Origin of the sequence: Arthrobacter woluwensis (genome assembly GCF_030816155.1) — a bacterium.
Lineage (GTDB): Bacteria > Actinomycetota > Actinomycetes > Actinomycetales > Micrococcaceae > Arthrobacter_E > Arthrobacter_E woluwensis_A.
In genome coordinates this window covers 2,655,894-2,680,413 of record NZ_JAUSXR010000001.1, presented here as the reverse complement: position 1 = coordinate 2,680,413, position 24,520 = coordinate 2,655,894, and the positions used below count along the sequence as shown (strand labels likewise).

At 67.1% G+C, this 24,520-nt stretch carries 19 protein-coding genes; 8 read left to right on the top strand and 11 right to left on the bottom strand.

The window, feature by feature from the left end:
• Nucleotides 1–32: 32 nt before the first annotated feature.
• From QFZ52_RS12230 to QFZ52_RS12220, 3 genes are all read right to left on the bottom strand, one after another.
• Nucleotides 33–1,709: a Y-family DNA polymerase gene (locus QFZ52_RS12230; protein WP_307497859.1), complete on the bottom strand. Its 1,677-nt coding sequence runs from the start codon at nt 1,707–1,709 to the stop codon at nt 33–35.
• Nucleotides 1,706–2,452: a hypothetical protein gene (locus QFZ52_RS12225; RefSeq protein WP_307497858.1), complete on the bottom strand. Its 747-nt coding sequence runs from the start codon at nt 2,450–2,452 to the stop codon at nt 1,706–1,708. The genes QFZ52_RS12230 and QFZ52_RS12225 overlap by 4 nt, the downstream gene beginning before the upstream one ends.
• Nucleotides 2,453–2,663: 211 nt before the next feature.
• Nucleotides 2,664–3,851 carry an MFS transporter gene (locus QFZ52_RS12220; RefSeq protein ID WP_307497857.1) on the bottom strand — a complete coding sequence of 396 codons (1,188 nt, stop codon included), beginning with the start codon at nt 3,849–3,851 and terminating at the stop codon, nt 2,664–2,666.
• 82 nt (nt 3,852–3,933) lie between these two features.
• On the opposite strand from QFZ52_RS12220, the gene QFZ52_RS12215 reads away from it, so the two are divergent.
• The 6 genes from QFZ52_RS12215 to QFZ52_RS12190 all read left to right on the top strand — a co-directional run bounded on the left by QFZ52_RS12215 (nt 3,934) and on the right by QFZ52_RS12190 (nt 9,929).
• Nucleotides 3,934–4,482, top strand: a complete 549-nt coding sequence (locus QFZ52_RS12215; protein WP_307497856.1) for a Chromate resistance protein ChrB — start codon at nt 3,934–3,936, stop codon at nt 4,480–4,482.
• Nucleotides 4,483–4,581: 99 nt separating this feature from the next.
• Nucleotides 4,582–5,967, top strand: coding sequence for a cystathionine beta-synthase (locus QFZ52_RS12210; RefSeq protein ID WP_307497855.1), 1,386 nt, complete (start codon nt 4,582–4,584; stop codon nt 5,965–5,967).
• A 36-nt stretch (nt 5,968–6,003) separates the two neighbouring features.
• Nucleotides 6,004–7,170, top strand: coding sequence for a cystathionine gamma-synthase (locus tag QFZ52_RS12205; protein ID WP_307497854.1), 1,167 nt, complete (start codon nt 6,004–6,006; stop codon nt 7,168–7,170).
• 678 nt (nt 7,171–7,848) lie between these two features.
• On the top strand, nt 7,849–8,634 hold the full coding sequence (locus QFZ52_RS12200; protein WP_307497853.1) for a VOC family protein: 786 nt from the start codon (nt 7,849–7,851) through the stop codon (nt 8,632–8,634).
• Nucleotides 8,635–8,715: 81 nt separating this feature from the next.
• Entirely contained in the window at nt 8,716–9,345 is a 630-nt protein-coding gene (locus QFZ52_RS12195; RefSeq protein WP_307497852.1) for a ClpP family protease, read from the top strand.
• Complete coding sequence (locus tag QFZ52_RS12190) at nt 9,342–9,929, top strand: ClpP family protease (protein WP_307497851.1); 588 nt, start codon at nt 9,342–9,344, stop codon at nt 9,927–9,929. The genes QFZ52_RS12195 and QFZ52_RS12190 overlap by 4 nt, the downstream gene beginning before the upstream one ends.
• A 24-nt stretch (nt 9,930–9,953) precedes the next feature.
• On the opposite strand, the gene QFZ52_RS12185 is transcribed toward QFZ52_RS12190, so the two are convergent.
• Together QFZ52_RS12185 and QFZ52_RS12180 are read right to left on the bottom strand one after the other, a co-directional pair.
• Nucleotides 9,954–10,325, bottom strand: coding sequence for a helix-turn-helix domain-containing protein (locus QFZ52_RS12185; protein WP_307497850.1), 372 nt, complete (start codon nt 10,323–10,325; stop codon nt 9,954–9,956).
• Nucleotides 10,326–10,384: 59 nt separating this feature from the next.
• Nucleotides 10,385–10,807: a hypothetical protein gene (locus QFZ52_RS12180; protein ID WP_307497849.1), complete on the bottom strand. Its 423-nt coding sequence runs from the start codon at nt 10,805–10,807 to the stop codon at nt 10,385–10,387.
• Between the two features lie 1,618 nt (nt 10,808–12,425).
• Here QFZ52_RS12180 and QFZ52_RS12175 point away from each other — a divergent pair.
• Nucleotides 12,426–14,771 (top strand): BNR repeat-containing protein, encoded by a 2,346-nt coding sequence (locus tag QFZ52_RS12175; protein WP_307497848.1) that lies wholly within the window; start codon nt 12,426–12,428, stop codon nt 14,769–14,771.
• Nucleotides 14,772–15,010: 239 nt separating this feature from the next.
• On the opposite strand, the gene QFZ52_RS12170 is transcribed toward QFZ52_RS12175, so the two are convergent.
• Complete coding sequence (locus tag QFZ52_RS12170) at nt 15,011–15,883, bottom strand: EamA family transporter (protein WP_307497847.1); 873 nt, start codon at nt 15,881–15,883, stop codon at nt 15,011–15,013.
• Nucleotides 15,884–16,369: 486 nt separating this feature from the next.
• Here QFZ52_RS12170 and QFZ52_RS12165 point away from each other — a divergent pair, with 486 nt between their 5' ends.
• Nucleotides 16,370–16,774, top strand: coding sequence for a hypothetical protein (locus tag QFZ52_RS12165; RefSeq protein ID WP_307497846.1), 405 nt, complete (start codon nt 16,370–16,372; stop codon nt 16,772–16,774).
• 108 nt (nt 16,775–16,882) lie between these two features.
• On the opposite strand, the gene QFZ52_RS12160 is transcribed toward QFZ52_RS12165, so the two are convergent.
• From QFZ52_RS12160 to QFZ52_RS12140, 5 genes are all read right to left on the bottom strand, one after another.
• On the bottom strand, nt 16,883–19,024 hold the full coding sequence (locus QFZ52_RS12160) for a phosphocholine-specific phospholipase C (protein ID WP_307497845.1): 2,142 nt from the start codon (nt 19,022–19,024) through the stop codon (nt 16,883–16,885).
• A gap of 211 nt (nt 19,025–19,235) precedes the next feature.
• Nucleotides 19,236–21,686, bottom strand: coding sequence for a cation-translocating P-type ATPase (locus QFZ52_RS12155; RefSeq protein WP_307497844.1), 2,451 nt, complete (start codon nt 21,684–21,686; stop codon nt 19,236–19,238).
• Nucleotides 21,687–21,864: 178 nt separating this feature from the next.
• Nucleotides 21,865–22,902 carry a hydroxyacid dehydrogenase gene (locus tag QFZ52_RS12150; protein WP_307497843.1) on the bottom strand — a complete coding sequence of 346 codons (1,038 nt, stop codon included), beginning with the start codon at nt 22,900–22,902 and terminating at the stop codon, nt 21,865–21,867.
• 153 nt (nt 22,903–23,055) lie between these two features.
• Entirely contained in the window at nt 23,056–23,547 is a 492-nt protein-coding gene (locus QFZ52_RS12145) for a hemerythrin domain-containing protein (protein WP_307497842.1), read from the bottom strand.
• Nucleotides 23,544–24,455: a Vgb family protein gene (locus QFZ52_RS12140; RefSeq protein WP_307497841.1), complete on the bottom strand. Its 912-nt coding sequence runs from the start codon at nt 24,453–24,455 to the stop codon at nt 23,544–23,546. The genes QFZ52_RS12145 and QFZ52_RS12140 overlap by 4 nt, the downstream gene beginning before the upstream one ends.
• Nucleotides 24,456–24,520: the final 65 nt, after the last annotated feature.

The window sequence follows — 24,520 nt, the reverse complement described above, 5'->3', positions numbered from 1 at the left end:
GTTCAGAGTGGCTGCCCCGCCTGCTCATGCTGTCAGTCGTACCGGGCTTCCGCCCACCACTCGCCGCTTTCGCCGAGCAGAAGCCAGGCCTCGTTCTCACTGTCGAGGATCTGAAAGCGCTCGGCCTGGCGTTTCTCCTCCGCATCCCACCAGCGCTGCCGCAGCAGCCAGGGCCCGGCCCACCCCACGACGGCCCGGCGCAGGGCACGGGGACCGGGGGAAAACCAGGCCGGAGGCGCGGCCAGATCCCCTCGTTCCCCGACCTGCAGGGTGCCCGAGTGCTCGTCCAGCAAGCGGACCGGCAGGGGTTCGGGGAACACCGTGGCAGGCAAAGGATCCGGGACGGCGCCGGGCCAGGGCCGTCCCGCGCGTGCTGCCGTGCCGGACGGGGCTTCCTCGCCCCAGGGCACCAGCAGGCTGCGTTCCGCCAGGAGACGGCCGCCTCCCGGCACGGGGTGCAGCACGGATCCATGGCCGAGCATCGTCTGGAGACGCCGGAGGCCATGGTCGAGACGTTCGTCCACCCCGCCGAACAGGGCCTGTCCGCGGCGGCCCAGCAGGTCCACGGCGTCCGGGATGACCCTGATCTGGACGATGGGGGCGCCGAGGGCTTCGCCCGTCATCCTCCACCGGGCTCCCGGGGCGGCAGTGTCGGCCGAGGTGGTCTTCCGGCGTGCCGGGGCCGGAGCGCCGGAAGACTGGAGCTGCCAGCGGATGCGGTCCACGACGTCGCCCGCGCCGAAGTGATGCGGGTGTCCCCAGCTGCGTTCGGAGCGATGCCCGGCGTCGTCCGTGATGCTCACTCGCAAGGTGGTGCAGGCGAGCCCTTGGCGGCGCAGCCGTTCCACGAATTCCTCCGCGGTCGGCCGCACGGCGAAAGCGATCTGATCCACCCGGTCCAGGCCGGGTTCGAAAGTGATGGTCCGGTCCTGGGGAGGAGGCGGGATCCGTGGCACGATCTCCCGGGGATCCCGCCCGCGGGCACAGGCGTGTGCCAGGAACCCCGCGGCGCCGAACCGGGACCGGACGTCCGATGATGACAGGGCCGCGAGGCTGCCCAGAGTCTGGATGCCGAGACGGATCAGCAAGGAGACGAGCCGGGGCTCTCCCAGAACCGTGACCGGAATCCCGGCGAGGAAAGCGGGGGAGTCTCCTTCTTTCACGATGAACAGCGGCGAGAGCTCCGTGGTGCTGCGAGCCGCCTGTTCGGCCGCGAACACCGAATCGGCGATCCCGGCCCTCGCCTCGAGCCCCAGCTGCGCGGCAGCTTCGAGGGCGGCGCCGACGGCGGCCTCCTCACTCCCGTAGTAGCGGACGGCGCCCCGGGCACGGATGACACACAGGCCGGACCGGAGGATCTGCACCCCCGGCAGCACGGCCTCGAGAGCCGTGACGACCGGCTCGAACTCCCGGGAGTCCCGGTCAGGGTCGGCATGCAGCGTCACGAGCTCGGGGCAGCGGGACTGCGCTTCGCGGACGCGGATGCCCCGGACCACGCCGGCTGCCCTGGCCTCGGACGAACAGACCGCGACGAGACCTTTCTCCAGGAGTGCCGCGGGGACGCGTTCAGGGAGCTCCTCGGCCAGCTGCGCGGCGACGAGTGGCCAGTCGGGGAACCAGACGATGAGCGCCCGGGGGATGCCGGCCGGCGTCCCCGCGCTGGGTGTTCCTGTGCCCGGTGTTCCCGCATCCGGTCTTCTCGCGTTCATGGTGAGACTTGCACGAGAGCAGGGCGGCGAGCCGTCGACGCGTGCGGGCCCCGGGACGCTGACTGTCCTCCGGTGCCCTGCCACGTTCCGGCGCCGTCCGGGTTTCCGGAGGAATCCAGTGACGCGAGATCCAGGGAGGTGGTCCTGGTGCGCCCACGGTGCTGGAGTTCCAGCTCCACCCGGTGCCGCCGCAGATGACCATGCCCGTCGCCGAGGCCTTCCCAGCGCGAGCCGCGCACCCGGAGCAGCCCCTCGCTCTGCGGCCAGGGGCCGAGGACCAGGAGCGTTCCGCCGCGTTCACGCAGACGTGAAGCGAGGCGCGCCGCGTCTCCGGGGGCGACCCGGCCGGGAGGACGGACCAGCAGCACCGGAAGGACGTCCGCAAGGGTCGAGACGACGGGGACCCATTCCGGCCCGGTGTCCGGGACCAGCACGAACCGTTCGAGCGCGACGCCGAAGCCCGCGGCGGCCTCGGCGCCGAAGTCGGGGATGCCCGCCGCGCCGCACCACTGGCCGTTCGCGGACGGCCCGGCGAGCAGAGCCATGGCCACGGAAAGAGGGGTCTCGAGCGAATACGCCGCACCGCCCTTCAGCCCAGAGGGGAAAAGCCTTCGAAACCCCGGAATCACGGGGTGAGAGCCCTCCCTGTTGCCCCTGCCCTGCATCACGTGGATGCGTTCCTGGAGCGCGCGCAGACCGTCCTCCGCGGAGGCGGTGGAGACGGAGCTGAGCGGGAGTGGCATGCCTCCATTATTCGAAAGTATGTTCGATTAAGTCAATCGGGCGAAGGGCTGCCTGTGGATACTTCGGGTCCCCTTCCGGAGGGGGTGGCGAAGCTCCGGGAGGGGGTGTTTCGGGTGCTTTTCGGCGGGTTCCTGGGACCTTTTCGGAGCGGGCGGTGACGTCGTCGCTGGTCAGGTGGTCGGCGCGGGATGGCGGCGCTCGGCGGGGCGGTCAGCGGCTCGGCGGGTCGCCGTCGTCGTCGCGCCGGAGACCGCTCCAGCCTGCCGCGCCGGCGACCGCGCTGAGGCCCGCCAGCGTGAGAAGGGCGGCCGGCAGGGTCCAGACGGTGGCGAGCGCGCCGACGAGGAGAGGCCCGCCGGCGTCGCCGAGTTCGCGTCCCATTTCGGCGCTGCCCATCGTCCGGCCCATCCGCTCCTCGGGGGTCGTCGCGGCGAGGTGCGCGAAGGCGAGCGGCGTCAGCGTGCCGGCCATCGCGCCGAATGCCAGGGTCGCAGCGAAGAGCGTGGCGGCGTTCGGCCAGAGGGCGAGAAGGGTGAGGCCGGCGGCGGCCAGGGCCATGCCGACGGCGCTGCCGGTGGCGGTCCGGAGCCGCCCTTCGTCGTGCAGGCGTCCGATGACCGGTTGCACGGCGGTCGAGGTCAGAGCGAGCAGGGCCACCGCGGCGGCGCCGGTCAGGGGATGAAGCTCCAGCCGGACGGCCAGCAGGGGCAGGAAACCGACCGCGACGCCGAGAACGGCGGTGGTCATGGCCATCAGCAGGGTGGGCAGCAGGAAGCCGCGCGCCGTCATCTGTCGTGCCAGATCCCGGAGGGTCGAGCGTTGCCGGGGCGCCGGGGGCAGCGCCGGAAGGCCGCGGCTCACCCAGGCGGTCGCGGCCAGGGCGAAGAGTGCGAGAGCCAGATAGAGGGACTGGATCCCGAACCATCCGGTGAGGGCGATTCCGATCAACGGACCCAGCACATACCCCAGGCTTTTCCAGGCGCCGTACCGTCCGAAGTACCGGCCGAGCCGTTCCTTGCCGGCCAGTCGTGCGACCGCGGCCGACGACGCCGGGGAGAACGCCGACGCGGCCGCGCCCTGCCCCAGCCGGGCGAGGGCCAGCATGGCGGGGGAGGCGCTGAGCAAGGCCAGGAGGGACGCCGCGGCGAAGGCGATCAGGCCGCCGATGATCACCGGCTTCGCGCCGATCCGGTCGCTGAGGGCCCCGAAGACCGGCTTCAGGACGACCTCGGCCAGGTCGTACAGCGCCAGGACCGCCCCGAGCCCCAGGAGGGTCAGTCCCAGATCGGCCGATTCCGCGCCCAGGACCGAGGCCACTCCATGCGCTCCGAAGGCGGAGGTGAAGCCCGCCAGGTAGAGGGGGACGAGGGGGCGGGCTGTGTCTTTCGATGCCGTCACACCATCCAATGTAACAGGTGTTACAAATGATCAGGTGTCTGCAGTGAGCGGTCAGGGCTCGTCAGGTGTTACGGTCCAAGGCATGGGTGCAGAGATCGAATGGGTTCTTGCCGTCGTCCAGGTCCCGGCCGAACCATCGCGGCACCGGGTGGCGGTCTGGCGTGAGCTGCGCCGTGCCGGAGCCGTCCTCATCTCGCAGAGCACCTGGGCGCTGCCTGCCACCGAACCCTTCCGCTCGGCGCTGGAGAAAGCCGCGCAGCTCGCGGCCGACGGCGGCGGGACCCTGGCGATGTTCGACGCCGGCCCGCGGGACCGTGCCTCGCAGGACTTCATCGAGTCCGCGTTCCGGGCGGCCCGGGCGGATGAATGGCGCGAGTTCCTGGCTGATTGCGGAAAATTCGCCGAGGAGATCGACCGGGAGATCGCCAAGGAGAAATTCACCTTCGCCGAACTTGAAGAGGAGGAACAGAGCCTGGACCGGCTGCGCCGCTGGTACCGGGATCTGAAGAGGCGCGACGTCCTCGCACTCCCGGAGGCGCAGGAGGCCTCCGGCCGACTCTCCGGTTGCGAAGATCATCTCAACCGGTTCTCCGAGCACGTCTACCGGGCGACGCGCGAACCGGGGGCCTGAATCCCTCCCGGGGCCTTTCCACAGGCCCGCGTGACCTTGGATTTCCACATCCCTCCTGACGCCCCCACGCTGTCAGTGCCAGCGGATAGAGTTGATGCCATGAAGTACGCGGAGTCCGTCCTGGACCTGATCGGCAACACGCCCCTCATCAAGCTCAACCACGTGACCGAAGGCATCGAAGCCACCGTCCTGGTCAAGCTCGAATACCTCAACCCCGGCGGGTCCATCAAGGACCGCATCGCGGCGAAGATGGTCGCGGATGCGGAGGCGAGCGGCAAGCTCCAGCCCGGTGGCACCATCGTGGAGCCAACCAGCGGCAACACGGGTGTGGGCCTGGCGCTCGTGGCTCAGCAGAAGGGCTACAAGTGCATCTTCGTGGTCCCGGACAAGGTGGGCGAGGACAAGCGTGCCGTGCTGCAGGCGTACGGCGCCGAAGTCGTGGTGACCCCCACCTCCGTGGCCCCGGACAGCCCGCAGAGCTACTACGGGGTCTCGGACCGTCTGGTCCGCGAGATCCCCGGCGCCTATAAGCCGGACCAGTTCTCCAACCCGGCCGCCCCCGGCAGCCACTACGAGTCCACCGGTCCTGAGATCTGGCAGGACACCGACGGCAAGATCACCCACGTGGTGATCGGCGCGGGCACCGGCGGCACCATCACCGGCACCGGCCGGTACCTCAAAGAGGTCTCCGCGGACCGTCCCGGATCCGAAGGTGGCCAGGTCAAGGTCATCGGCGCGGACCCGGAGGGCTCCGTCTACTCCGGTGGCACCGGACGCCCGTACTTCGTCGAGGGCGTGGGCGAGGACATGTGGCCCGGCAATTATGACAAGTCCGTGCCGGACGAGGTCATCGCCGTCTCGGATGCCGACTCCTTCGCCATGACCCGCCGGCTCGCCCGTGAAGAGGGCCTGTTGGTGGGCGGTTCCAGCGGCATGGCCGTGGTCGCGGCGCTGCGTGCGGCGAAGGATCTCCCGAAGGAGGCCGTGGTCGTGGTGATCCTCCCGGACTCCGGGCGTGGCTACCTCGCCAAGATCTTCAACGACCAGTGGATGCGGTCCTACGGCTTCCTCCCGGGCGCCGAAGAGGACACCGTGGGCGCCGTGCTGGAAGGGAAGAACGGATCCCTGCCGGACCTGGTCCACATCCACCCCAACGAATCCGTCCGCGACGTCATCAACATCATGAACGAATACGGGGTGGACCACATTCCCGTGCTGTCCGCCGAACCGCCCGTGGTGATGGGCGAGGTCCTGGGATCCGTGGACGAACGCACCCTGACCAGCAAGCTCTTCCGCGGCGAAGCCAAGATGACGGACAAGATCGCGGACCACATGGGGGAGAAGCTGCCCGTGATCGGCTCCCTCGAGTCCATCTCCGCGGCCCGCGCCCTGCTCTCCGAGTCGGACACCATCATGGTGACCTTCGTCGGAGCGCCCGTGGGCATCGTGACCCGTCACGATCTCCTCGCCTACCTCAGCAACTAACGCCCACCGGCACACGCCTCATGGAAGGGAAACACCATGTCCCACGCAGCTGACCGCACCGCGGGGTTCAACACCACCGCAGTTCACGCCGGCCAGGCCTTCGAACCCCGGACCGGCGCCGTGGTCCCGCCTCTGCATTTCTCCTCCACCTACGCCCAGGACGGCATCGGCGGCCTGCGCGACGGCTACGAGTACGGCCGCGGTGGCAACCCCACCCGTGACGCGCTCCAGGAGCAGCTCGCCGCGGTGGAGGGCGGGAAGTACGCCTACTCCTTCGGGTCCGGCCTGGCTGCGGAGGACGCCCTGATCCGGGCCCTCTGCCGCCCGGGGGACCACATCGTGCTGGGCAACGATGCCTACGGTGGCACGTACCGTCTGATCTCCCGCATCCACGGGGACTGGGGCATCGGCAACACCGCCGTGAACCTGGCCGATCTGGAAGCCACCGCTCAGGCCGTGCGCGATCACCAGACCCGCCTGCTCTGGGTCGAGACGCCGTCGAACCCCATGATGCGCATCAGCGACATCGCCGCGCTCGCGGACATCGCCCACGACGCCGGGGCCCTCCTGGTGGTGGACAACACCTTCGCCTCGCCGTACCTGCAGAACCCGCTGGCGCTGGGTGCCGACATCGTCATCCACTCGACCACCAAGTACATCGGTGGACACTCCGATGTGGTGGGCGGCGCCGTGGTGCTCAACGACGAGGAACTGGCGCAGAAGGTGCAGTTCCTGCAGTTCGCCGCCGGTGGCGTCTCCGGCCCCATGGACGCGTTCCTCACCACCCGCGGTTTGAAGACCCTGGGCGTGCGCATGGATCGTCACTGCCAGAACGGACAGGCTGTGGCCGAGTGGCTGCTGACCCGGCCCGAAGTGGAGGCTGTGCTGTACCCGGGCCTGCCCGACCACCCCGGTCACGAACTCGCGGCGAAGCAGATGCGCGGCTTCGGTGGCATGGTGTCCGTGCAGTTCAAGGGCGGCGCCGAGGCAGCCCGCAAGGTGGCCGAGTCCACCCGGGTGTTCACGCTGGCCGAGTCCCTGGGCGGCATCGAGTCCCTCATGAACTACCCGGCGGAGATGACCCACGCCTCGGTCAAGGGCACCGAGCTTGCCGTTCCCGACAACCTACTGCGTCTTTCCTGCGGCATCGAGGACGTCGAGGATCTCCTGGCGGACCTGGAGCAGGCCTTCGCGCAGCTCTGATTTCCCGGGACTCCGGCACAAAGCGCCGGTCGAGCACGATGGCCCCTCACGGAGCCGTGCTCGACCGGCGTTGTGCGTTGGGGGAGCGGCCAGCCGAGGAATGGGCCATTTCACGTCTCAGCGGTGCTCAACAGTGCTGAATCAATCGAAGGAAACAAGACCCGCTCTTGCTGCGTGGATCCTTGTGCAATGTCGGCGGGAATGGTGCGCAGTTCAACTACAGTTGGGTGACATGGACATGCTGGCCACTTTGAGGAAAGCACGAGTCATCATCGGATCGTTGGCCGTAGTCGCTTTCGCAACCATCGCCGCGAATCATATTGGGGCCCTGTTCTGGGACCCGGAAGGTACCGGATTTCTGGGTTCTTTCGAACCCGTGCTCTTCGTGCTTGCCTGTCTGTTTCTTGCAGCAACGGTAGTTTCCATACCTTTCCTCCGTCAGGACCCTAAGTCGCGACAGAAGTGAGAGGGCGACCGGTAACTCTCAGTTAGCTCTTCAGGCGGGCCACGATATTCCGTCGTTGCCCGCCTGAAGAGAGCCTCAGCCGGCCGGAGCGTTGAGCTGGACTGGCACGTCGTCCGGTTAAGGCCCGATATGGTCCAGGGCAGTGAGGAACCGCGGGTCCGCCTGCGGCAGTTTCTGGAACAACGATGTCCTACAGGTGAGGAGCTCATGGCATGACCGGCACCCCTTCATTTCCCGCAGGGTCGCCCTGCTGGGTCGAGACGCTTCAGCCTGACCCGGAATCCGCAGCGTCCTTCTACGGTGAGCTGTTCGGCTGGACGTTTGATGTGGCGGGACCGAACGGCTCCCGCGTCGCGCGCCTCGACGGGCGACGTGTGGCCGGCGTCGCGCAGGCACCGCCGATCCTCGACCGGGGCGCCTGGGTGATGTACGTGCTGGTGACTGACCTGGATGCGACCGTCGACGCCGTCCAGGAAGCCGGAGGCACGGTGCTCGCCGGGCCCCAGGAGGTCCGGGAGGGTGAACGCACGGCGCTGTTCACGGACCCGGCCGGCGCCGCGTTCGGAGCACGCGAAGGCAGCGCCCCGATCATGAGCGAAGCCGTCGACGTCCCCAACGCCTGGCAGATGAGCGCACTGCACACCCCCGACGTCGAGGCGGCCGGCGCGTTCTACGCCGCGGTCTTCGGGTGGCGGATGGAGCCAGTGCCCGGTTCGGCGCTCGCCTTGTGGCGCCTGGACGGCAGCACGCGCAAGGCCGCCGACCCGGACCTTCCCGACGACGTGGTCGCCGTGGCCACGGAAACCCCCGCTGCCTCCGGCGTGCCGACGCACTGGGCGATCAATGTGCAGGTCGCCGACGCGGATGACATCGCGCGCAGGGTCGTCGAGCTCGGCGGGTCCGTGCTCATGCCTCCGGTCGATGCGCCGGGCTTTCGGAACGCTCTGATCGCGGACCCCCAGGGCGGCGTGCTCGCCCTCAGCCAGATCGTCAGGTGACCGGGACCTCTCTGCTGTGGGCTGCTCTGCCCGTGGCAGAGAAGGGCCCACGGCCGGGGCGCGCAGGGTGACGATGGCTTCATGACTGATGCTCCGAAACAAGCTCTCTTTTCCGAATCCATGCGGCGCGAGTTCTTCGAGCGCCGTGTCCTGGTGCTGGATGGCGTCCTCGATGACGACAACGGCACCGTGCTCGCCACCCAGCTGATGCTGCTGGCCGCCGAGGACCCGTCGGCGGACATCGCCCTCTGGATCCATTCCCCGGGCGGCTCCGTTCCCGCGATGCTGGCCATCCGGGACATCATGCGCACCATCCCGAACGACGTCTCCACGCTCGCCCTCGGTATCGCGTGCAGCGCCGGGCAGTTCCTGCTCTCCTCCGGCGCCCAGGGCAAACGGAAAGCCCTCCCGCACGCCCGCATCCTGATGCATCAGGGCTCGGCGGGCATCGGGGGAACGGCGGTCGACATCGCCCTGCAGGCCGACGATCTTCGCCATATGCGGGACACCGTCCTCGGACTGATCGCCCAGGACACCGGCCAACCGGTGGAGCGCATCCACGAAGACTCCCTGCACGACCACTGGTACACGGCGGAGGAGGCCAGGGCTTACGGCTTCATCGACGCGGTGGTCGGCTCCTTCGAGGAGTTCCGGCCGTCGTCGCGCGTCGCCGCAGGGTTTGCGCATGCCACGGGAGGGGCCGTCCGATGAGCAGCTACACGATTCCGAACGTCATCGCTCAGCATCCGCGCGGTGAACGCATCATGGACGTCTACTCGCACCTGCTCACCGAACGGGTGGTGTACCTCGGCACGGGGATCGACGCCGGCGTCGCCAACGCGCTCATCGCGCAGCTGCTGTATCTCGAGGCGCAGAACCCGGAGCATGACATCCAGCTCTACATCAACTGCGAGGGCGGCGACCCGAGCGCCATGCTGGCGATCTACGACACCATGACGTTCATCAAGCCGGACGTGGCGACCACGTGTGTCGGGCAGGCCGTCGCGGTGGGGGCGGTTCTGCTCGCCGCCGGCGCGGACGGCAAGAGGGCGGCGCTTCCGCACTCCCGCATCGTGCTCCATCAGCCCGCGGCGCAGGGCCGGGGAACGATTCCCGACCTCATCCTGCAGGCCGACGAGGTGATCCGCATCCGCTCGGATATCGAGGAGGCGCTCGCGCTTCACACGGGCCAGAGCGTGGAGACCCTGCGCCGGGACACCGACCGGGATCGCACCTTCACCGCTCAGGCGGCGCGCGACTACGGCCTGCTGGACCTCGTGATCACGAAACGCTGAGCAGGGCCGCGCCGGGGTCAGGGATCAGGCGGCCAGCGCGAAGCAGGTCGGGCCGGCCATGCTCTGCTCCGCCACGGGACGCTCGACCGTGAGGGTCTGCGCCACATCGAGGGTGAGATCCACGAGGGTGACGTCCAGGGCACGGGCCACGACGGCGATGATCTCGCTCGACGGCTCCTTGCGGCCACGCTCGATCTCGGACAGGTACTGCGTCGAGACGCCGGCCCGCGCGGCAACTGTCTCGAGGGTTTCACCCCGCTCGGTCCGCCGCCGGCGCAGCGACCCGCCGAGGAGGTGACGCCACAGAGGCTCCCGCCTCAGGGGGCTCACTGGCGAGAGGTGAGCGACGACGTCGGGGGCTTCGGAGCGCTGTTCGCGGAAGGGATTCTCGGCCATGCTTCATCGTAGGACGGCGGGTCGCCGGGCAGGAGGTTCTCTGCTGTCAGCAGAGAACCTCACCGGGCTGAGAGCGCGGCCGCCTCGGACGGCGGCTCTGGGGAAACCGCCTTCTGCGGCACGACGACGATCTGGACGTCGTCCTCGTAGACGACCCGGCCGGGATCGTCCGAGTGGAACAGCTCGCAGGCGACGTCGTAGCGGCGCAGGAGGTCGACGTAGAAGTCGACCCTGGCCAGCAGGTGTTCGGCGGTGGACTTGAACCAGGCCTGGGCCGCCGGATTCGCGACGGGATCGTAGACCGACTTCGCCGGGGTCGGATAGGCGGCGTCGTAGTAGTCATTGGCGCTGCGCCAGGACGTCCAGTCCTCAGGACTGAGGTGGCCCTGCTTCGCCAGCCGATTGGCCAGCGCGAAGATCCCCAGATGGATCCCCGTGCTGTCGGGCACCGGGGACTGGTAGCGGAGGAATCTCTGACTCATACCGACCAGCCAAGCAGACGAGGTGGAGACACGCCCGGAACGGGAGAGTGCGGGTTGCGACATGGTGGGTCGATCGGCACCGCGGGTGGTCTCACGGCGTCGCCGTCAGGCTCACGCACTACCGGACGTTCCGCCCGGCCCCGGCCGAGCCGATGATAACGGCGTGATCAGAGCGAGCTCCGCCGTGCCACCATCATTCGGTTCAGGCGAGGGCTCCTTGAAAAGTCCTGAGGTTATAGCGTCCGTCCAGGCGGAGGTTTGTCGACGGCGAGGTGAGTCACAATCGGTCGTTTCCGACGCATGCATAGGGATGTGTATTGCGGGGTGGAGACGGGTTACTCTTTGTCCGAGACGGTCAGCGTCGATTTGGGGGAGAATATGCTGAGTTTCGGATCAGGAATACGGGCGCAACGCTTTGTTCAGGCGCTTTCCGCGGCGAGCATTGCCGTCGTCCTTGTCGTTTCCACGCAGACGAATGTAGAAGCTGCCGGGCCTCAGGTCGATAGCTTTGACGTTGCTGGCCCAGTGATCCCGGGATGGACTCAGGCTCGACGATCATGGTTGGTGGATTCTGATGGAACTGTCCGGCTCGCGTCCTTGGACCCTTCAGCGACTCGCGGGACCGATGCCGGTCTCTTGCTACGGAAAGGGGCGCCCCTCGCCGATCAGTTCACGGTCGCTGCCACAGTTGGAACCAAAGATGCATCGGTCAGTGACTGGAACGGAATAGTGGCGAATGCCAGCACGGACCATGGCGGCGGCATCTACGACTATCTCTCCCTAAGGGTGAAGCAGGGACCCCAAGGAGGATGGTGGCAATTCCTGCACGTCAGGAACGGCGCAGCCGATGAAACACCCTTAGCGAGCGGGAGCATTCCGGGAATGACCGGAAGTGAAACGTTACGACTCAAACTGACCGGTGGGATCAACGGCAGCTATGAAGTGCAGATTTCTCGTGCAGACACAGCTCAAGTCTTGATCGAGAGGAATCTCTCTATTCCGCTATATCAGATGACGGTCGGTGGGCGAGCAGGGCTGGCTAGTATGCGAGGTACGATTCGCGCCGACGATGTTGAAATTGATTCGCATGGAGACGCGGCCACTGAATCGTATACCCAGAGCGATGGGCACGACCCATCGGACTGGGAAACGCAGGGGAGCTGGTCCGCAGCCGGAGGATCATTACGTTCCCTCTGGGCGGCCGCTGGAGCGCCCAACACTGCAGAACTCAACGCCCTCAGCCTGGGAACGGACTCTGTCGTCAGTGCGGCGGTGCTTCCCGCAGCCAGTCCCTTCCGGCGTTGGCATGGAATCGGAGTGCGAGCTGCGGGGGCCGGAACAAGTTTCGTCCTCAGAGTAACTCCGCCGGCGACGGGCTATTCCACTCCAACGCCGGCGATGTGGGATGTCGTGAAGACTACGACTGGTTCCGAGCCGACGAGAGTCCTTGATGAATCGGGCATCGCCCTCACGGGAGAACTGGCGAACTTCGATTCATCCCGAGCCGCAATATTGACGCTCCGAAGCCACCGCGATGGTCGCATTGATCTCTCGATCACGCAAAACGGAAATCCGCTGGTCACTAAGAGTGTGACTGCCCCTGATATCTCATCAATAGGTGCTCTGGGAGAGCCATGCGGTGTTGTTTTCGCAGGGCTCCGATGCCTCTTTTGATGATTTTCGTGCCGCAACCAACGGAATCGTCTTCCGAGATGACTTCCTGCGAGGTGCGGCAGGTGTTGGACCCGAGGGACCTGACGCAACGCTTCCTGGGCAGGAACTCGCCGGCACTTGGCAGGAGTTTCGAGGGGACTGGTCGATCCGCGACGGACTTGCGAAAGTGGCATCACTCGACGAAATTTACGCGGGCCGCGGACGAGGACTTCTGTCCGCGTTGCCGGGTCGGTGGGCGAGCGGAACGGATTTTCAATTCTCCGTAGACCTGAAGCCAGCTGCAGGAAGCCGTTGGAGTGGCGCATTCCTCTACGGGGCCCCCGGAACTCAAAAGAACTGGTACGAACAGTACTTCGCGTTCCAACTCGCACCTGGGTTCGGATGGCGCTGGATTGAAACCCGTGAAGACGGGTATGGCAGCGCAGCGGTGATGAAGGAAGAGGCGGCTTGCGACATCGCCTCGGACTGTGCCGATAGTACGTTCTCTGTAACGCCGAATGCGAAGTACAAATTGAGCGTTTGGCGAGCTGCTTCAGATCCGGCGCGCATGATCAGGTTTGCGGTGTCCCGCGACGGGGTACAGGTCGTCCCACCTCGCACGGTAACGCTGAAAGGCACACGCTCATTGGAAGGTTCGCTGGGATTAGTCGCTCAGAGTTCCGATGTTGCGTTTGACGCTGTGGAGCTGTCCTCGCCTGACTCATCACGCCCAGCCGATCCGCCCGCGATCCGCCAGATTCCCGATCCGGCCAATCCAGCGCGATCCACCTGGACAGTCGACCCTGTCTCTACCGCCCGGTTCCTCAGCGGCTACGCGGGCTCGCCTGCCGTGCCAACAGCTTCGACACCTCCGGGAGGGTGGAGGCTGCCTGAGAAGAACGAATCAATGTCACCCGTCCCACAGGCGCTATACACGGTGAAAGGTCCTGATGGGAGCGAACAAGACCAGTACGTTGCGTACTACAACCAGAACCGACGACTGGCTCTGGCCAAACGAACGATGTCGGCCGGCCAATGGGGGCAATTCGACTACATAGAAGTTGATTCCGCTCAACTCGATCATTACGACGCACACAACAACATCGCACTAGCTGTCAGCAGCGACGGAATGATCCATCTTGCCGCTTCGATGCATGCAACCCCGATGTACTACTTCAAGTCGACGCAGCTAGGTAACATCCGCACAATGACCAGGACCACCCCTATGGCGGCAGGCGCTCCAGAATCGCAGGTGACCTATCCGGTGTTCTTCGATGTGGCGGGCACCCTGTACTTCGGATACCGAAGCGGAGTCAGTGGAGCCGGAGAATGGCGGTACAACCGTTACCAGAGTGGGAATTGGATTGCCCCGCAAGGCCCTCTCTTTGACTCCACGGGAGGAAGTGCCTATCCCGCCAATCATGGGCGACCGCTCCGCGGCCCAGACGGCAGATGGCACCTGGCATGGACCTGGCGGTCAGAAATGAAAGCCGGCGCCAACGGCTTCGTGTCCTACGCGGTCAGCGATGACTTCGTCACCTGGTACGGGGCGGATGGAACCAAAGTGGCAGGGCCGCGGGCAGACGGCACCATGGATCCCCTCTCGAAAACCGACACTGCAACGATCGTTGACCAAATAGGTTCCTTCAACGGTGTGGCCACGGGACTCGTTTCCATTGGATTCGATCGGCAAAACAGGCCAGTGATTGGGTACACCCGCTTCGACGTCACCGATGAGAGAGCATCTGAGGAGACCTTCGACGACGGACCAGGGAGTACACAATTCTTCGCCGCGCGGCCCAGCCAAAGCACCGGATGGCAGCGGACCCAGCTGACCAACCACTACGGGCGCTGGGCCCCGATAGGTCCGGGAACGATGGCATTTCCGGTCGACATCGGGCAAGCCAGCACCAACGCGCCCGCGGGTCTACTCGCCATCCCCTACACCTACGGATGGAAAAGCGGGACCTTCCTCATAGACGAAGCATCGCTCGAGGTGAAGAACGAAGGGGCAACAACCTCTAAATACTCCGGCTTCACTGTTCGGCCTGGCGAGTCCGGAAGCGCCCCTCCTGGCATGGCTTGGCAGATCGCAGAAGACGGATCTGACTTCAGCGTGGCGTCGGGGACTGACGCTGGCGCCCGCTACGTCATGCGGTATGCAGGCTTCCCGACGGCGAAATGTAATCCAGATGCAGCAGGGAACACCGACAGCGATAACACTGGGCCCTGCGACCCCACCGGTGCATGGATTCCCAAGGATCAGCAGAGCCAGCTCAGGCAACCCATGGATATATACCTCATGAGGTGATACCCGGCCCGTCGCCTAGGTCGGAAGCGTTCGATCCGCCTTCATACCATGAAGGAAATCCCGGACCACATCACATCGACCACGGGCCTGCCCGCCTGACACGGACGTCCCGTCCCTCTCACCGCACAGGACGCCGGTCGAGCGCCGCGCCCCGAAAGGGAACTGCGCTCGACCGGCGTTTCGCGAGGGCCGGTAGTTCGGTTCTCCGCCTGCAGCGATCGTGAAATCTCCGCACGCAATCAAGACCCGGCGATGAGACAGACACCTACAGTGGCGATACAAACAGCAAGCAGCCTCGTCACCGCAGAGTCCCGTTCTCGCAGGAACATCATCGCAAGTATGGTCGCGATGACCGGCGACACGTAGTACACGGGCATCACGGTGCTGTATTCGCCGTGCTGGAATGCGACCATCAGCAAGATGTAACTGAAGACACTGACGCAGGCGACCACCACCAGTCGCCCGATGCTGACCGGCAAGCTGAGCCCCTTCCCCGAACTGCGGACGCGGAAGGCCAGAGGAACCATGAGCAAGGCCCCATTGCCGAAGGACACGCAGGTCGTAAGCAATGGATCAAAACCATGATCGATCGCGACTTTGTCACACAACATCGCGCAGACCGAACACACCGAACCGCCGATGGCATAGCCCAAGCCGAGGAGGGAAGGTTTCTTCTGACCACGGCCGGTCACATAGATGAGCGCTGGAGCCACAGCAACGAGGACACCTCCCACGAGTTGCAGAGGTGTCGATTGTTCACTCAGCACGAAGATCCCAAAGCCCCAGGTCAGGAATATCCGGAATCGACTGACTGTCGTGGAGATGGCGACTTCCAGCTTCGCGTCTGCGCGGTTGCTGAACCAAGCGTATGCGCCCCAGAAAAGACCGGCGACGGCGGAAGCCGCTAAAGACTCCCAGGACAGGTGACTCCTCAGTGCGCCGATGATCCCCAGCGGAATCGACAGGGCGAAGCACGTGAGTTGGAAGACGAATGTGTATCCCTCGGTGACGGCCACCTCCCGCAGATTCGACCGGTGCCAGATCTTCTCCACAGCGGCCGCCATGGCCGATCCGAGGCTCAGGACGATGGCGAGACCTCCGGCTCCGATCATCGGGGCTTCCTGCTCGCAGCGACCTCCGGCGGAACCGAGAATCCTTCGAGATGGTGTCGGTGAACGCTCGGACGTGGTGGGGCAGTTCGCGCTCGATCTGACGATTTCGCTGCAGTCGTCACGTGCACCTTTCAGTTTTCGGAAGTCTCGATCACTCCTTGCGGAGTTCCGACGGGCAGAACCACACAACCGGCGGTGGGTGACGATCTCGCGGCTTCCGGATGAATGGAAGACGAATATGCAAATGTCGGACAAGTAGGGGTGGCTCTCTCGACACCTCCACAGCCCTGTTCGACTGGCTTGTCACCAGCACTGACAGGCCGGAGAATTCCGGAAAATTCGGCGGGCAAGCCGCCGATACTCTCGACCCTGTGCCGCGCTGCAGGACCTTCCGAGCGCCGAACTGGTCGGAGTTCCAGCGGTGCGCGTCCCAGGAACGACAGCCCGTCCTGGGTAGAACCCGAACCGCGAGAGGATGACCAGACCATGAGTATGGAAATGCAGCCACAGGGGCCGCCGATGCGTGAACCGGTGCATCTTGTCAGCATCGGGAACGTGCATGTCACCGACCAAGCGGTCGTGACTCCGGCCGGCGCGTGGCCCCTTGCTCAGGTCAACGTGACTACCACCGACCAGACATCCACCACCACGCACACCCCTGCCTGGGCGATCGTGATGGTCGTTCTCTTCATCTGGTTCTTCCTTCTGAGCCTGCTGTTCCTCTTCGCCAAAGAGACGCGCGTCAGTGGTTTCGTGGCCGTCCACATCCAGTCCGGTGGCTACTCGTACACCGAGCAGGTGCCGGTGCATTCAGCCGCGGAGCGTGCCGAGATTCTCCGACGGGCGCTGTACTTGCAAGGCCTCATCGGACGAGCCCGGAGCATGGGCTGAAGTCCCGTCGAATCAGCTCTCCGGATCCGTCCAACAGCGAAACGCCAGCCGAGCGTCGCGCCCCGACAGGGAACGGCGCTCGACCGGCGGTTCGGGCCGGAGCCGGGACTAGCCGGAGATGCCGGGCCGGCCGTTCTCCTCGCAGCCGGTCAGGCGACGGCGGAACGTCGGGTCCTGCTCGGCCGTGATCTCGACGTCGTACCAGCCGTTCTTCGTCTCCCAGCCGAGCGGCTTGCGCGCCCCCGGCTTGAGGCGCACCGTGGTGGTCCGGTCCCGGTACTGCAGCGAGGTCAGGCGCAGCGTCACCGCGGCGGTCCCGTTGTTCCGCAGCTCCAGGTGCAGCGAGTCGCCCGTGCGGCGATCCACGGAGACGTCGACGCCGGCCGCGGCACCCGCCGTCGTGCCCTTGAGCTCGTACTGGAAGCGGTTCGGGCCGGTGACGATCAGGTCGACGCGGCCGTTCGGCGCGGGAAGGCGGACGGTCTCCGCGGACTTCACGTCCACGTGCCGCGGCTCGGTGACCTCACCCGCATAGCCGTACACGGTGAAGTGCGTGGAGCGGGTCCCGGTGTTGCGCAGCGACAGCTCGACGCCGTCGTCGTGCAGCGAAACGGCGACGCGCGGCCGGTAGGGGAGAGGCCGCGCCGGGCGGGCGCCGCGTTCCTGGATCGGGGCCACCTGCGCGACCGGGGGAACCGGGTGCCAGCGGCCCACGGCGGCGGGGACGGGCGCCGGGTGATCGAGCTGCGGCGGGGTGCCGCCCGCCGTGAAGTCGAAGACGCCCGTGAGGTCACCGCAGACCTCGCGGCGCCACGCCGAGATGTTCGGTTCCTGCACGCCCGTCCACTGTTCCAGGAACCGCAGCACGGAGGTGTGGTCGAAAACCTCGGAGCTGACGTGCCCGCCGATGGTCCAGGGGGAGACCACGGTCATGGGCACACGCGGGCCTAGGCCGATGGGGCGGGCCGTGGTCCAGTCGGTCGACTCGCCCGAGGCCGGTCGGGGCTGGACGGGCGGCGGGACGTGGTCGAAGTAGCCGTCGTTCTCGTCGAAGTTCAGGAAGATCGCGGTGCTGTCCCAGGTCTCCGGGTCGCTGGCGACGATGTCCAGCATCCGGTAGACGAAGTTCGCGCTGCCCACGGGCGTGGAGGAACTGGGGTGTTCCGAGTCGGCGGCGGACGGGACCAGCCAGCTGACCTTCGGGAGCGTGCGGCCGGTGATGTCCGCGGCGAAGCGCTCCAGGAGCGTGTCCGGGCGGCCGCGGTGCATGGCCTTGTCGAACAGGGCCTGGTCGGCCTTGCTCAGGCGGGCGCGCCCGGCGTCGAGCTGTGCCAGCAGACGGTCCTGTTCGGCGGGGGTCTTGCCGTGCAGGGAGTCGTAGAACTCCTCGGTGGTGCGGAAGTTCCCGTCCACGGCCGCGAGCATGGTGCGCCCGATCTTCTTGAAGGTCTGGAAGTACTCGACGGCGTTGTCCGTGAAGTTGTCCCAGTCCTGGTAGATCCGCCAGGAGACCCCGGCCTTCTCGAGGCGCTCGGGGTAGGTGGTCCAGTCGTAGCCGCCGTGCGCGTAGTCGTACGCCGCATTGGTGACGGCGCGCTGCGTGGAGCCGGGTTCGAAGCCCGTGGTGCCGCTCCAGAGGTAGGTGCGGTTGGGGTTGGTGGAGCCGTTCACGGAGCAGTGGTACGCGTCGCAGATGGTGAAGGTGTCCGCGAGTTCGTATTGCAGCGGGATGTCGGCGCGCTCGTAAAACGTCATGGTGGACGGGCCCTTGGCGGGGATCCACTGGTCGCACCAACCGTTGTTCCAGGCCTTGGTGGTGCCGGCGAATGAGTGGTCCAGGGCGCCGAGGTACTGGATGTCCGAATCCGGCCGGCCGGCGAGCTCCGCGGCCTTGCGGAGCGAGAACGGCAGGACTGTCTCGCCGGTGGGGCGGGCTTGTTCATACATGCTCTTGCCGTTGGGCAGGCGGGTGATCGACCGGTCGCCGTAGCCGCGCACACCGCGCAGCGAGCCGAAGTAGTGGTCGAAGGAGCGGTTCTCCTGCATCAGGATCACCACGTGCTTGATGGACTTCAGGCCGCCCGGGCTGACGGGACGGGCCATGGCGGCCTGCACCGACGGCGGGAGCAGGGAGCCCGCCGCGGCCAGCGCGGTGGCGGCGGCGGTAGCGCCGAGGAAGCCGCGGCGGGAGAGGCCGGTGGTGCCGGGAGTGGGGTTGTCGTCCGGGGAAGCGGGAGGTAGCGACGTCATGCGAATGCCTTCCGTGAGGGGTTGGGACCTCCCACGCTAGAAGGCCCCGGTGAACCCACGGTGACTTGTCTGTACATCTTCCGGCAACCACCCGAACAGAAGTGCGCGGCTGTACCTTCCACAGCACGCAGCGCGCGAACCGCCAGTGGTGGCCCGTGTCCGGGGTGGATACGGGCCACCACTGGCGGTTCGCGTGAGGGAAGGGAGGGGGTCAGGCTGTGGCGCGGGTCTTCCGGTTGCCGAACCACCAGGCGATCTCCACCAGCACGATGCCCACGGCCGCAACCCCGAACGCCGTCCAGAGCTGTGCCGGTCCGCCGATCTCGAGCTGCAGCACCGAGCGGGCCCCGGGGATCGCGAACATGGCCACCGTCCCGCCGATCATCGCCGCCAGCAGCAGTGCCTTCCACCAGGTGTACGGCCGTGCGACGATCGCGAGCACCCACAGGGCGATCGTCATGAGGGTCAGCAGGGCCGCGGTCGAACTCTGCGCCTGCGGCACGGCATCGCCGCGCACCATCAGATAGGACACGAAAGCCGCGATGCCGACGACGACGCCGGCCGGCAGCGCGCGCCGCAGGACCCGGGAGGCGAAGCCCGGCTGAGCCCGGTCATGGTTGGGTGCGAGGGACAGGACGAAGGCGGGCAGGCCGATGGTGAACCACCCCACGATCGTCACGTGGCGGGGCAGGAACGGGTACGGCACCTGGTCCAGCCCGATCAGCCCGGGCAGTCCCACGAGAATGGCCAGCAGCACGGAGTAGACCGTCTTGGTCAGGAACAGGGTGGCGACGCGCTCGATGTTGCCGATGACCCGACGCCCCTCGGCCACGACGTGCGGGAGGGTGGCGAACGAGTTGTCGAGCAGCACGATCTGGGCCACGGCACGGGTGGCGGGGCTGCCGGCACCCATGGCCACCCCGATGTCCGCGTCCTTGAGGGCCAGGACGTCGTTGACGCCGTCGCCGGTCATGGCGACGGTGTGGCCCTTGGACTGCAAGGCCTTGACCATGGCGCGCTTCTGATCCGGGGTCACCCGGCCGAAGACGGTCCCACGGTCCACCTCATCCGCCAGCGTGGCCGGGTCGGTACCCAGGGTGCGGGCGTCCACGGTGCGCTCGGCCCCGGCCAGGTGCAGGGACCGGGCCACGGCTCCGACCGAATCGGCGTTGTCCCCGGAGATCACCTTGACCTTCACGTTCTGCTCCGCGAAGTACTCCAGCGTGGCGGGCGCCTCGGCCCGGACCTTCTGTTCCAGGATCACGAGAGCCGCGGGGGCCTGGATCGTCGCGGAGTCGAGTTCGCGGGCGCGGGCCAGAAGCAGCACGCGCAGGCCGGTGGAGCCGAAACGGTCGGTCTCGCGGCGCCACGGTTCCAGTCCGGTGACGCCCGCGGCCTCGGCCGCGTCCAGGAGGACGTCCGGCGCTCCGAGGAGCCAGCTGCCGGAGGCGTCCGCGGCCGCGTCGTCCCGGAAGGTCGCGCCGCTGTACTTGCGGCTGGAGGCGAAGGGCAGGGTCTCGGAGACCTCCCAGGACGGTGCGGCGGGGTAGGCCTCGCGGATGGCCTCCATGGAGGCGTTGGGCCGCGGGTCGCTCGCCGCCAGTGCCGCCAGGGCTGAGGCGGCCAGCTGGCGGGCGGCTCCGTCGGCGCCGGGGGTGGCGGCGTCGTCGTCCGCGGGGAGTGTTCCCGGCACCTCGACGGAACCCAGCCGCATGGCGTTCTCCGTGAGCGTGCCCGTCTTGTCCGCGCACACCACGTCCACGCGGGCCAGGCCCTCGATGGCGGGCAGTTCGTTGACCAGGCACTGGCGGCGGCCGAGGCGGATGACGCCGACGGCGAAGGCGATCGTGGTCATGAGGACCAGGCCCTCCGGGACCATGGGCACCAGCGCGGCGACCATGCCGCGCAGGGCGTCGGACAGCGCCTGATGTCCGGAGAGCTGGTTGTAGATGGAGAGCACGCCGGCCGGGATGAGCAGCCAGGTGATGACCTTGAGGATCTTGTTGATGCCGTTGCGCAGTTCCGAGTTCACCAGGGTGAACTTGCTGGCCTCCGCGGAGAGCTTCGCGGCATAGGCCTCCGAGCCGACCTTCGTGGCGCGGTACAGGCCGGAACCGGAGGAGACGAAGCTGCCGGAGAGGACCTCGTCCCCGGGAGTCTTGGCGAGGGCGTCCGATTCGCCCGTGAGCAGGGACTCGTCCACCTCCAGGCTGGACGCTTCGAGGACCTCGCCGTCCACCATGACCTGGTCGCCGGGGCCGAGCTCGATGAGGTCGTCCCGGACCACGTCCTCGGGTGCGATGTCCTGGCTGGCGCCGCCCCGGCGGACACGGGGCTTCGCCTGCCCGACGATCGCCAGGCGGTCCAGGGTGCGCTTCGCCCGGATCTCCTGGATGATGCCGACCACGCTGTTCGCGATGATCAGCAGGCCGAACGCCGCGTCGATGAAGTACCCGGTGGACACCACGATCGCGGCCAGGACCGCGAAGATCGCGTTGATGCGCGTGAAGACGTTGGCCCGGACGATCTGCCAGGTGCTGCGCCCGGTGGAGTCCTCGGTCCGGTTGACGGCGCCCGCCGCCACGCGTTCGGCCACTTGATCCGGTGTCAGGCCTGTCAGGGGCGCGCCGGGACGGTCATCGAGGGTCTGCACGGTGCTCACGAAGCCCAGCTTAATCGCGGCGCCTGGGCCGCGCCTCGGAGCACGGGTGGAGATACGGGTGCGCCTCCGGGATGACCCTGCCCTGCTCCCGTTGTGTGCTCAGTTGTTGCGGGTCCTGGCCACCGGAACCCGCAACAACTGAGCACACAAGGCAAGGGTGCCGGACGACGACGGCGGGTCAGGCCATGCGGTCCAGTTCGGCGAGCGTCACCTCATGGAGGAGGGACTCGCCCCGGGCGGCGCGGGCGGCCTCCGCGATCGCGCTCTCCGCGAGCCGTTCCAGCTCGGTGCCCAGGGAGCCGGCGATGTGCGGTGTGAGGACGACGTTCGGCAGGGTGTAGAGCGGCGAGTCCTCCGGGAGCACCCACGGGGTGGTGACGTCCAGAATTGCGTCGATGTCACCGCGGGCCAGGCGCTCGACCAGCGCCTCCTGATCCACGAGCTCACCCCGCGCGGTGTTGATGAAGGTGGCCCCGGGCCTGAGGGTTCCCAGCAGCTCCCGGCTGATCATCCCGGCCGTGCTGGGCAGGGACGGCGCGTGGAGGGAGACGACGTCGCTCGTGGCGACGAGTTCGTCCAGTGGGAGCAGTGTCGCCCCCAGGGACTCCGCCTCCGTGGCGCTCAGGTAGGGGTCGGCGATGCGGAGTTCCAGTGAGTACGGCTTCAGGAGACGCAGCACGTGCCGTCCGATACGGGATGCCCCGATGATCCCCACCCTCCGACGGTGATTGCCGATGCCCGGGAACACCGTGAGGGGATGCAGCTCCGCGCGTTCGCGGTGCAGCATCCCGCTGAGCCGGAAGACCTTCTTGTTGGCCAGCAGGATCATGGCCACGGTGTACTCCGCGACGGGGACGGCGTTCTCGTCCGCGGCGGACGTCACCCGGATCCCGCCTTCCCAGCAGTCCCGGGAGAGGTGCGGCTTGACCGTGCCGGCCGCGTGGTGGATCGAACGGAGCCGCGGGGCCCGGTCCAGAACGGCGGCGTCGATCCACGCGGTGCCCCAGCAGGTGAAGAGGGCATCGACCTGACCCAGGACCTCGAGTGCCTCGGGGGAGCCGTACTCGGTCAGGGGTGTCTCCGTGATCAGGGAGAGTTCCGGTGGGAGGTTCCGCAGGACATCTTCCGGGAAGAACTGCCCGGCGATCGCCTCCGGCATGGCCAGGGCGACGCGATACGGGGAGGAGCCGGGGCGGGAGCTGCTGGACGTGTTCATCGCTCTCTACTGAACGCTTCGACGTTCAGATGCACAACCAGGCGAACAGAGGCGAACGCGAGGTGCATTCTCCTCTCCGCCGTGCCTTCTTCCCGCCGGACTTTCCTCCCGTCAGGACAGGGGGCACCTCCGGACCGGGGCGCGGCCCCTGGGTCACAGCGGACCTAGAACCTCGTGAGGCCGCGCATCCAGCTCGAGGGAGTCGAGGATCGTCAGCAACTGCCTCTCCTCGTACTGGAAATGAGATTCCATGATGGCGCCGATGCCGTCGAGGCGGGAGACCAGGCGTTCCGGCGGATCGGCGCTGCGCACGGCCGCTTCCAGGTCTTCCAGCAGCTGGGAGATCAGGACGTGGTCTTCGGCCAGTTTGCGCAGCGCGCCGGACAGCTCTGGATGCTCCTCCTCGATCGCAGGGAACAGCCGGCGGTCCTCACCCTGGTGGTGACCTGTCAATGCGGCGCAGAATCCGTGGCAGAACAACAGGATGTCACGGCCCACGGGAGCATCGTCCGGGCTGGATTCCAGGGAGGTCCGGGCGAGGTGCAACGCTTTTCGGAGCCGCTGGTGCACCTCCCGCAGTTCGTCACCCCAGGCGATCAGCCGCACGACTTCCGGCTGCTCTCCACTGCGGGGCGAGTCCGTCATGAGGGTGATCCTACCGACGCGGTATCCGCCGCCACGGAGAACCGGGCCAGGAGGCCGCGCTCAAGGGCCACCCAGCAGTCACCGTCGGCGTCGACGGCGAGTCCGTGAGGCTCCGACGCGGGCGTCTTCAACCCGGCGGTGCTGATCCGTCCTTCGGTGGTGATGATCCCGACGCCGTTGCCGCCCCATTCGGTGAACCACAGATGGCCGTCGCCCGCGCTGATGGCGTGGGGGCGGGCGGTCCGGTCGGGAAGCGGGTATTCCGTGATCAGGCCCTCCGTCGTGATGCGGCCGATGGTGCCCGCGGCGATCTCCGTGAACCACAGGGCGCCGTCCGGGCCCGCGGTGATGCCGACCGGGCCCGAGTCGGCGGTGGGCACCGTGTAATGGTCCACCGTGCCGTCGGTGGTCATCCTCCCGATCGCATTGGCCCGGTTCATGGTGAACCACAGGGCGCCGTCCGGACCGGTCGTGATCGCTGAGGGGAAGCACTCGGCGAACGGCAGGGGGAATTCGGTCAGGGTGCCTTCCGCCGACAGCCGCCCGATGCGGTCGGTCACGGTCTCGGTGAACCAGAGTGCGTCATCCGGCCCGAGGGTGAGCCCGTAAGGGCCGCAGGCCTCCAGGGGATACTCGGTGAGCTCGCCGTCAGGGGTGATCCTCCCGATCCGGTGCGACCGGTATTCGGTGAACCAGAGGGCGCCATCGGGTCCGTTCGTGAGCACTGTCGGACCGCACTCGGAGTCAAGGTCGTAGGTGTGAGGGATGCCTTCAGCATTCAGCCGTCCGATGCCGCCGCTCCCTTCGAGGGTGTACCAGACGTCGCCATCAGGGCCGATGGTGATCCCGTACGGTCCCGATCCGGGGACCGGGATCTCCTCGATGAAGACCGGGTGTGGGGAAGTCACGAATTTCTCCTGTCACGTCTCGGAGCACTGCATCTGTCCTGATCAACCCTCCCCGAGGATGCCGA

Coding starts and splice junctions, on each gene's coding strand:
- QFZ52_RS12215 (WP_307497856.1), top strand. CDS start 3,934: ATGGGTGCAGAGATCGAATGGGTTCTTGCCGTCGTCCAGGTCCCGGCC.
- QFZ52_RS12200 (WP_307497853.1), top strand. CDS start 7,849: ATGACCGGCACCCCTTCATTTCCCGCAGGGTCGCCCTGCTGGGTCGAG.
- QFZ52_RS12195 (WP_307497852.1), top strand. CDS start 8,716: ATGACTGATGCTCCGAAACAAGCTCTCTTTTCCGAATCCATGCGGCGC.
- QFZ52_RS12165 (WP_307497846.1), top strand. CDS start 16,370: ATGAGTATGGAAATGCAGCCACAGGGGCCGCCGATGCGTGAACCGGTG.
- QFZ52_RS12205 (WP_307497854.1), top strand. CDS start 6,004: ATGTCCCACGCAGCTGACCGCACCGCGGGGTTCAACACCACCGCAGTT.
- QFZ52_RS12190 (WP_307497851.1), top strand. CDS start 9,342: ATGAGCAGCTACACGATTCCGAACGTCATCGCTCAGCATCCGCGCGGT.
- QFZ52_RS12160 (WP_307497845.1), bottom strand. CDS start 19,024: ATGACGTCGCTACCTCCCGCTTCCCCGGACGACAACCCCACTCCCGGC.
- QFZ52_RS12170 (WP_307497847.1), bottom strand. CDS start 15,883: ATGATCGGAGCCGGAGGTCTCGCCATCGTCCTGAGCCTCGGATCGGCC.
- QFZ52_RS12150 (WP_307497843.1), bottom strand. CDS start 22,902: ATGAACACGTCCAGCAGCTCCCGCCCCGGCTCCTCCCCGTATCGCGTC.
- QFZ52_RS12225 (WP_307497858.1), bottom strand. CDS start 2,452: ATGCCACTCCCGCTCAGCTCCGTCTCCACCGCCTCCGCGGAGGACGGT.
- QFZ52_RS12180 (WP_307497849.1), bottom strand. CDS start 10,807: ATGAGTCAGAGATTCCTCCGCTACCAGTCCCCGGTGCCCGACAGCACG.
- QFZ52_RS12145 (WP_307497842.1), bottom strand. CDS start 23,547: ATGACGGACTCGCCCCGCAGTGGAGAGCAGCCGGAAGTCGTGCGGCTG.
- QFZ52_RS12210 (WP_307497855.1), top strand. CDS start 4,582: ATGAAGTACGCGGAGTCCGTCCTGGACCTGATCGGCAACACGCCCCTC.
- QFZ52_RS12230 (WP_307497859.1), bottom strand. CDS start 1,709: ATGAACGCGAGAAGACCGGATGCGGGAACACCGGGCACAGGAACACCC.
- QFZ52_RS12185 (WP_307497850.1), bottom strand. CDS start 10,325: ATGGCCGAGAATCCCTTCCGCGAACAGCGCTCCGAAGCCCCCGACGTC.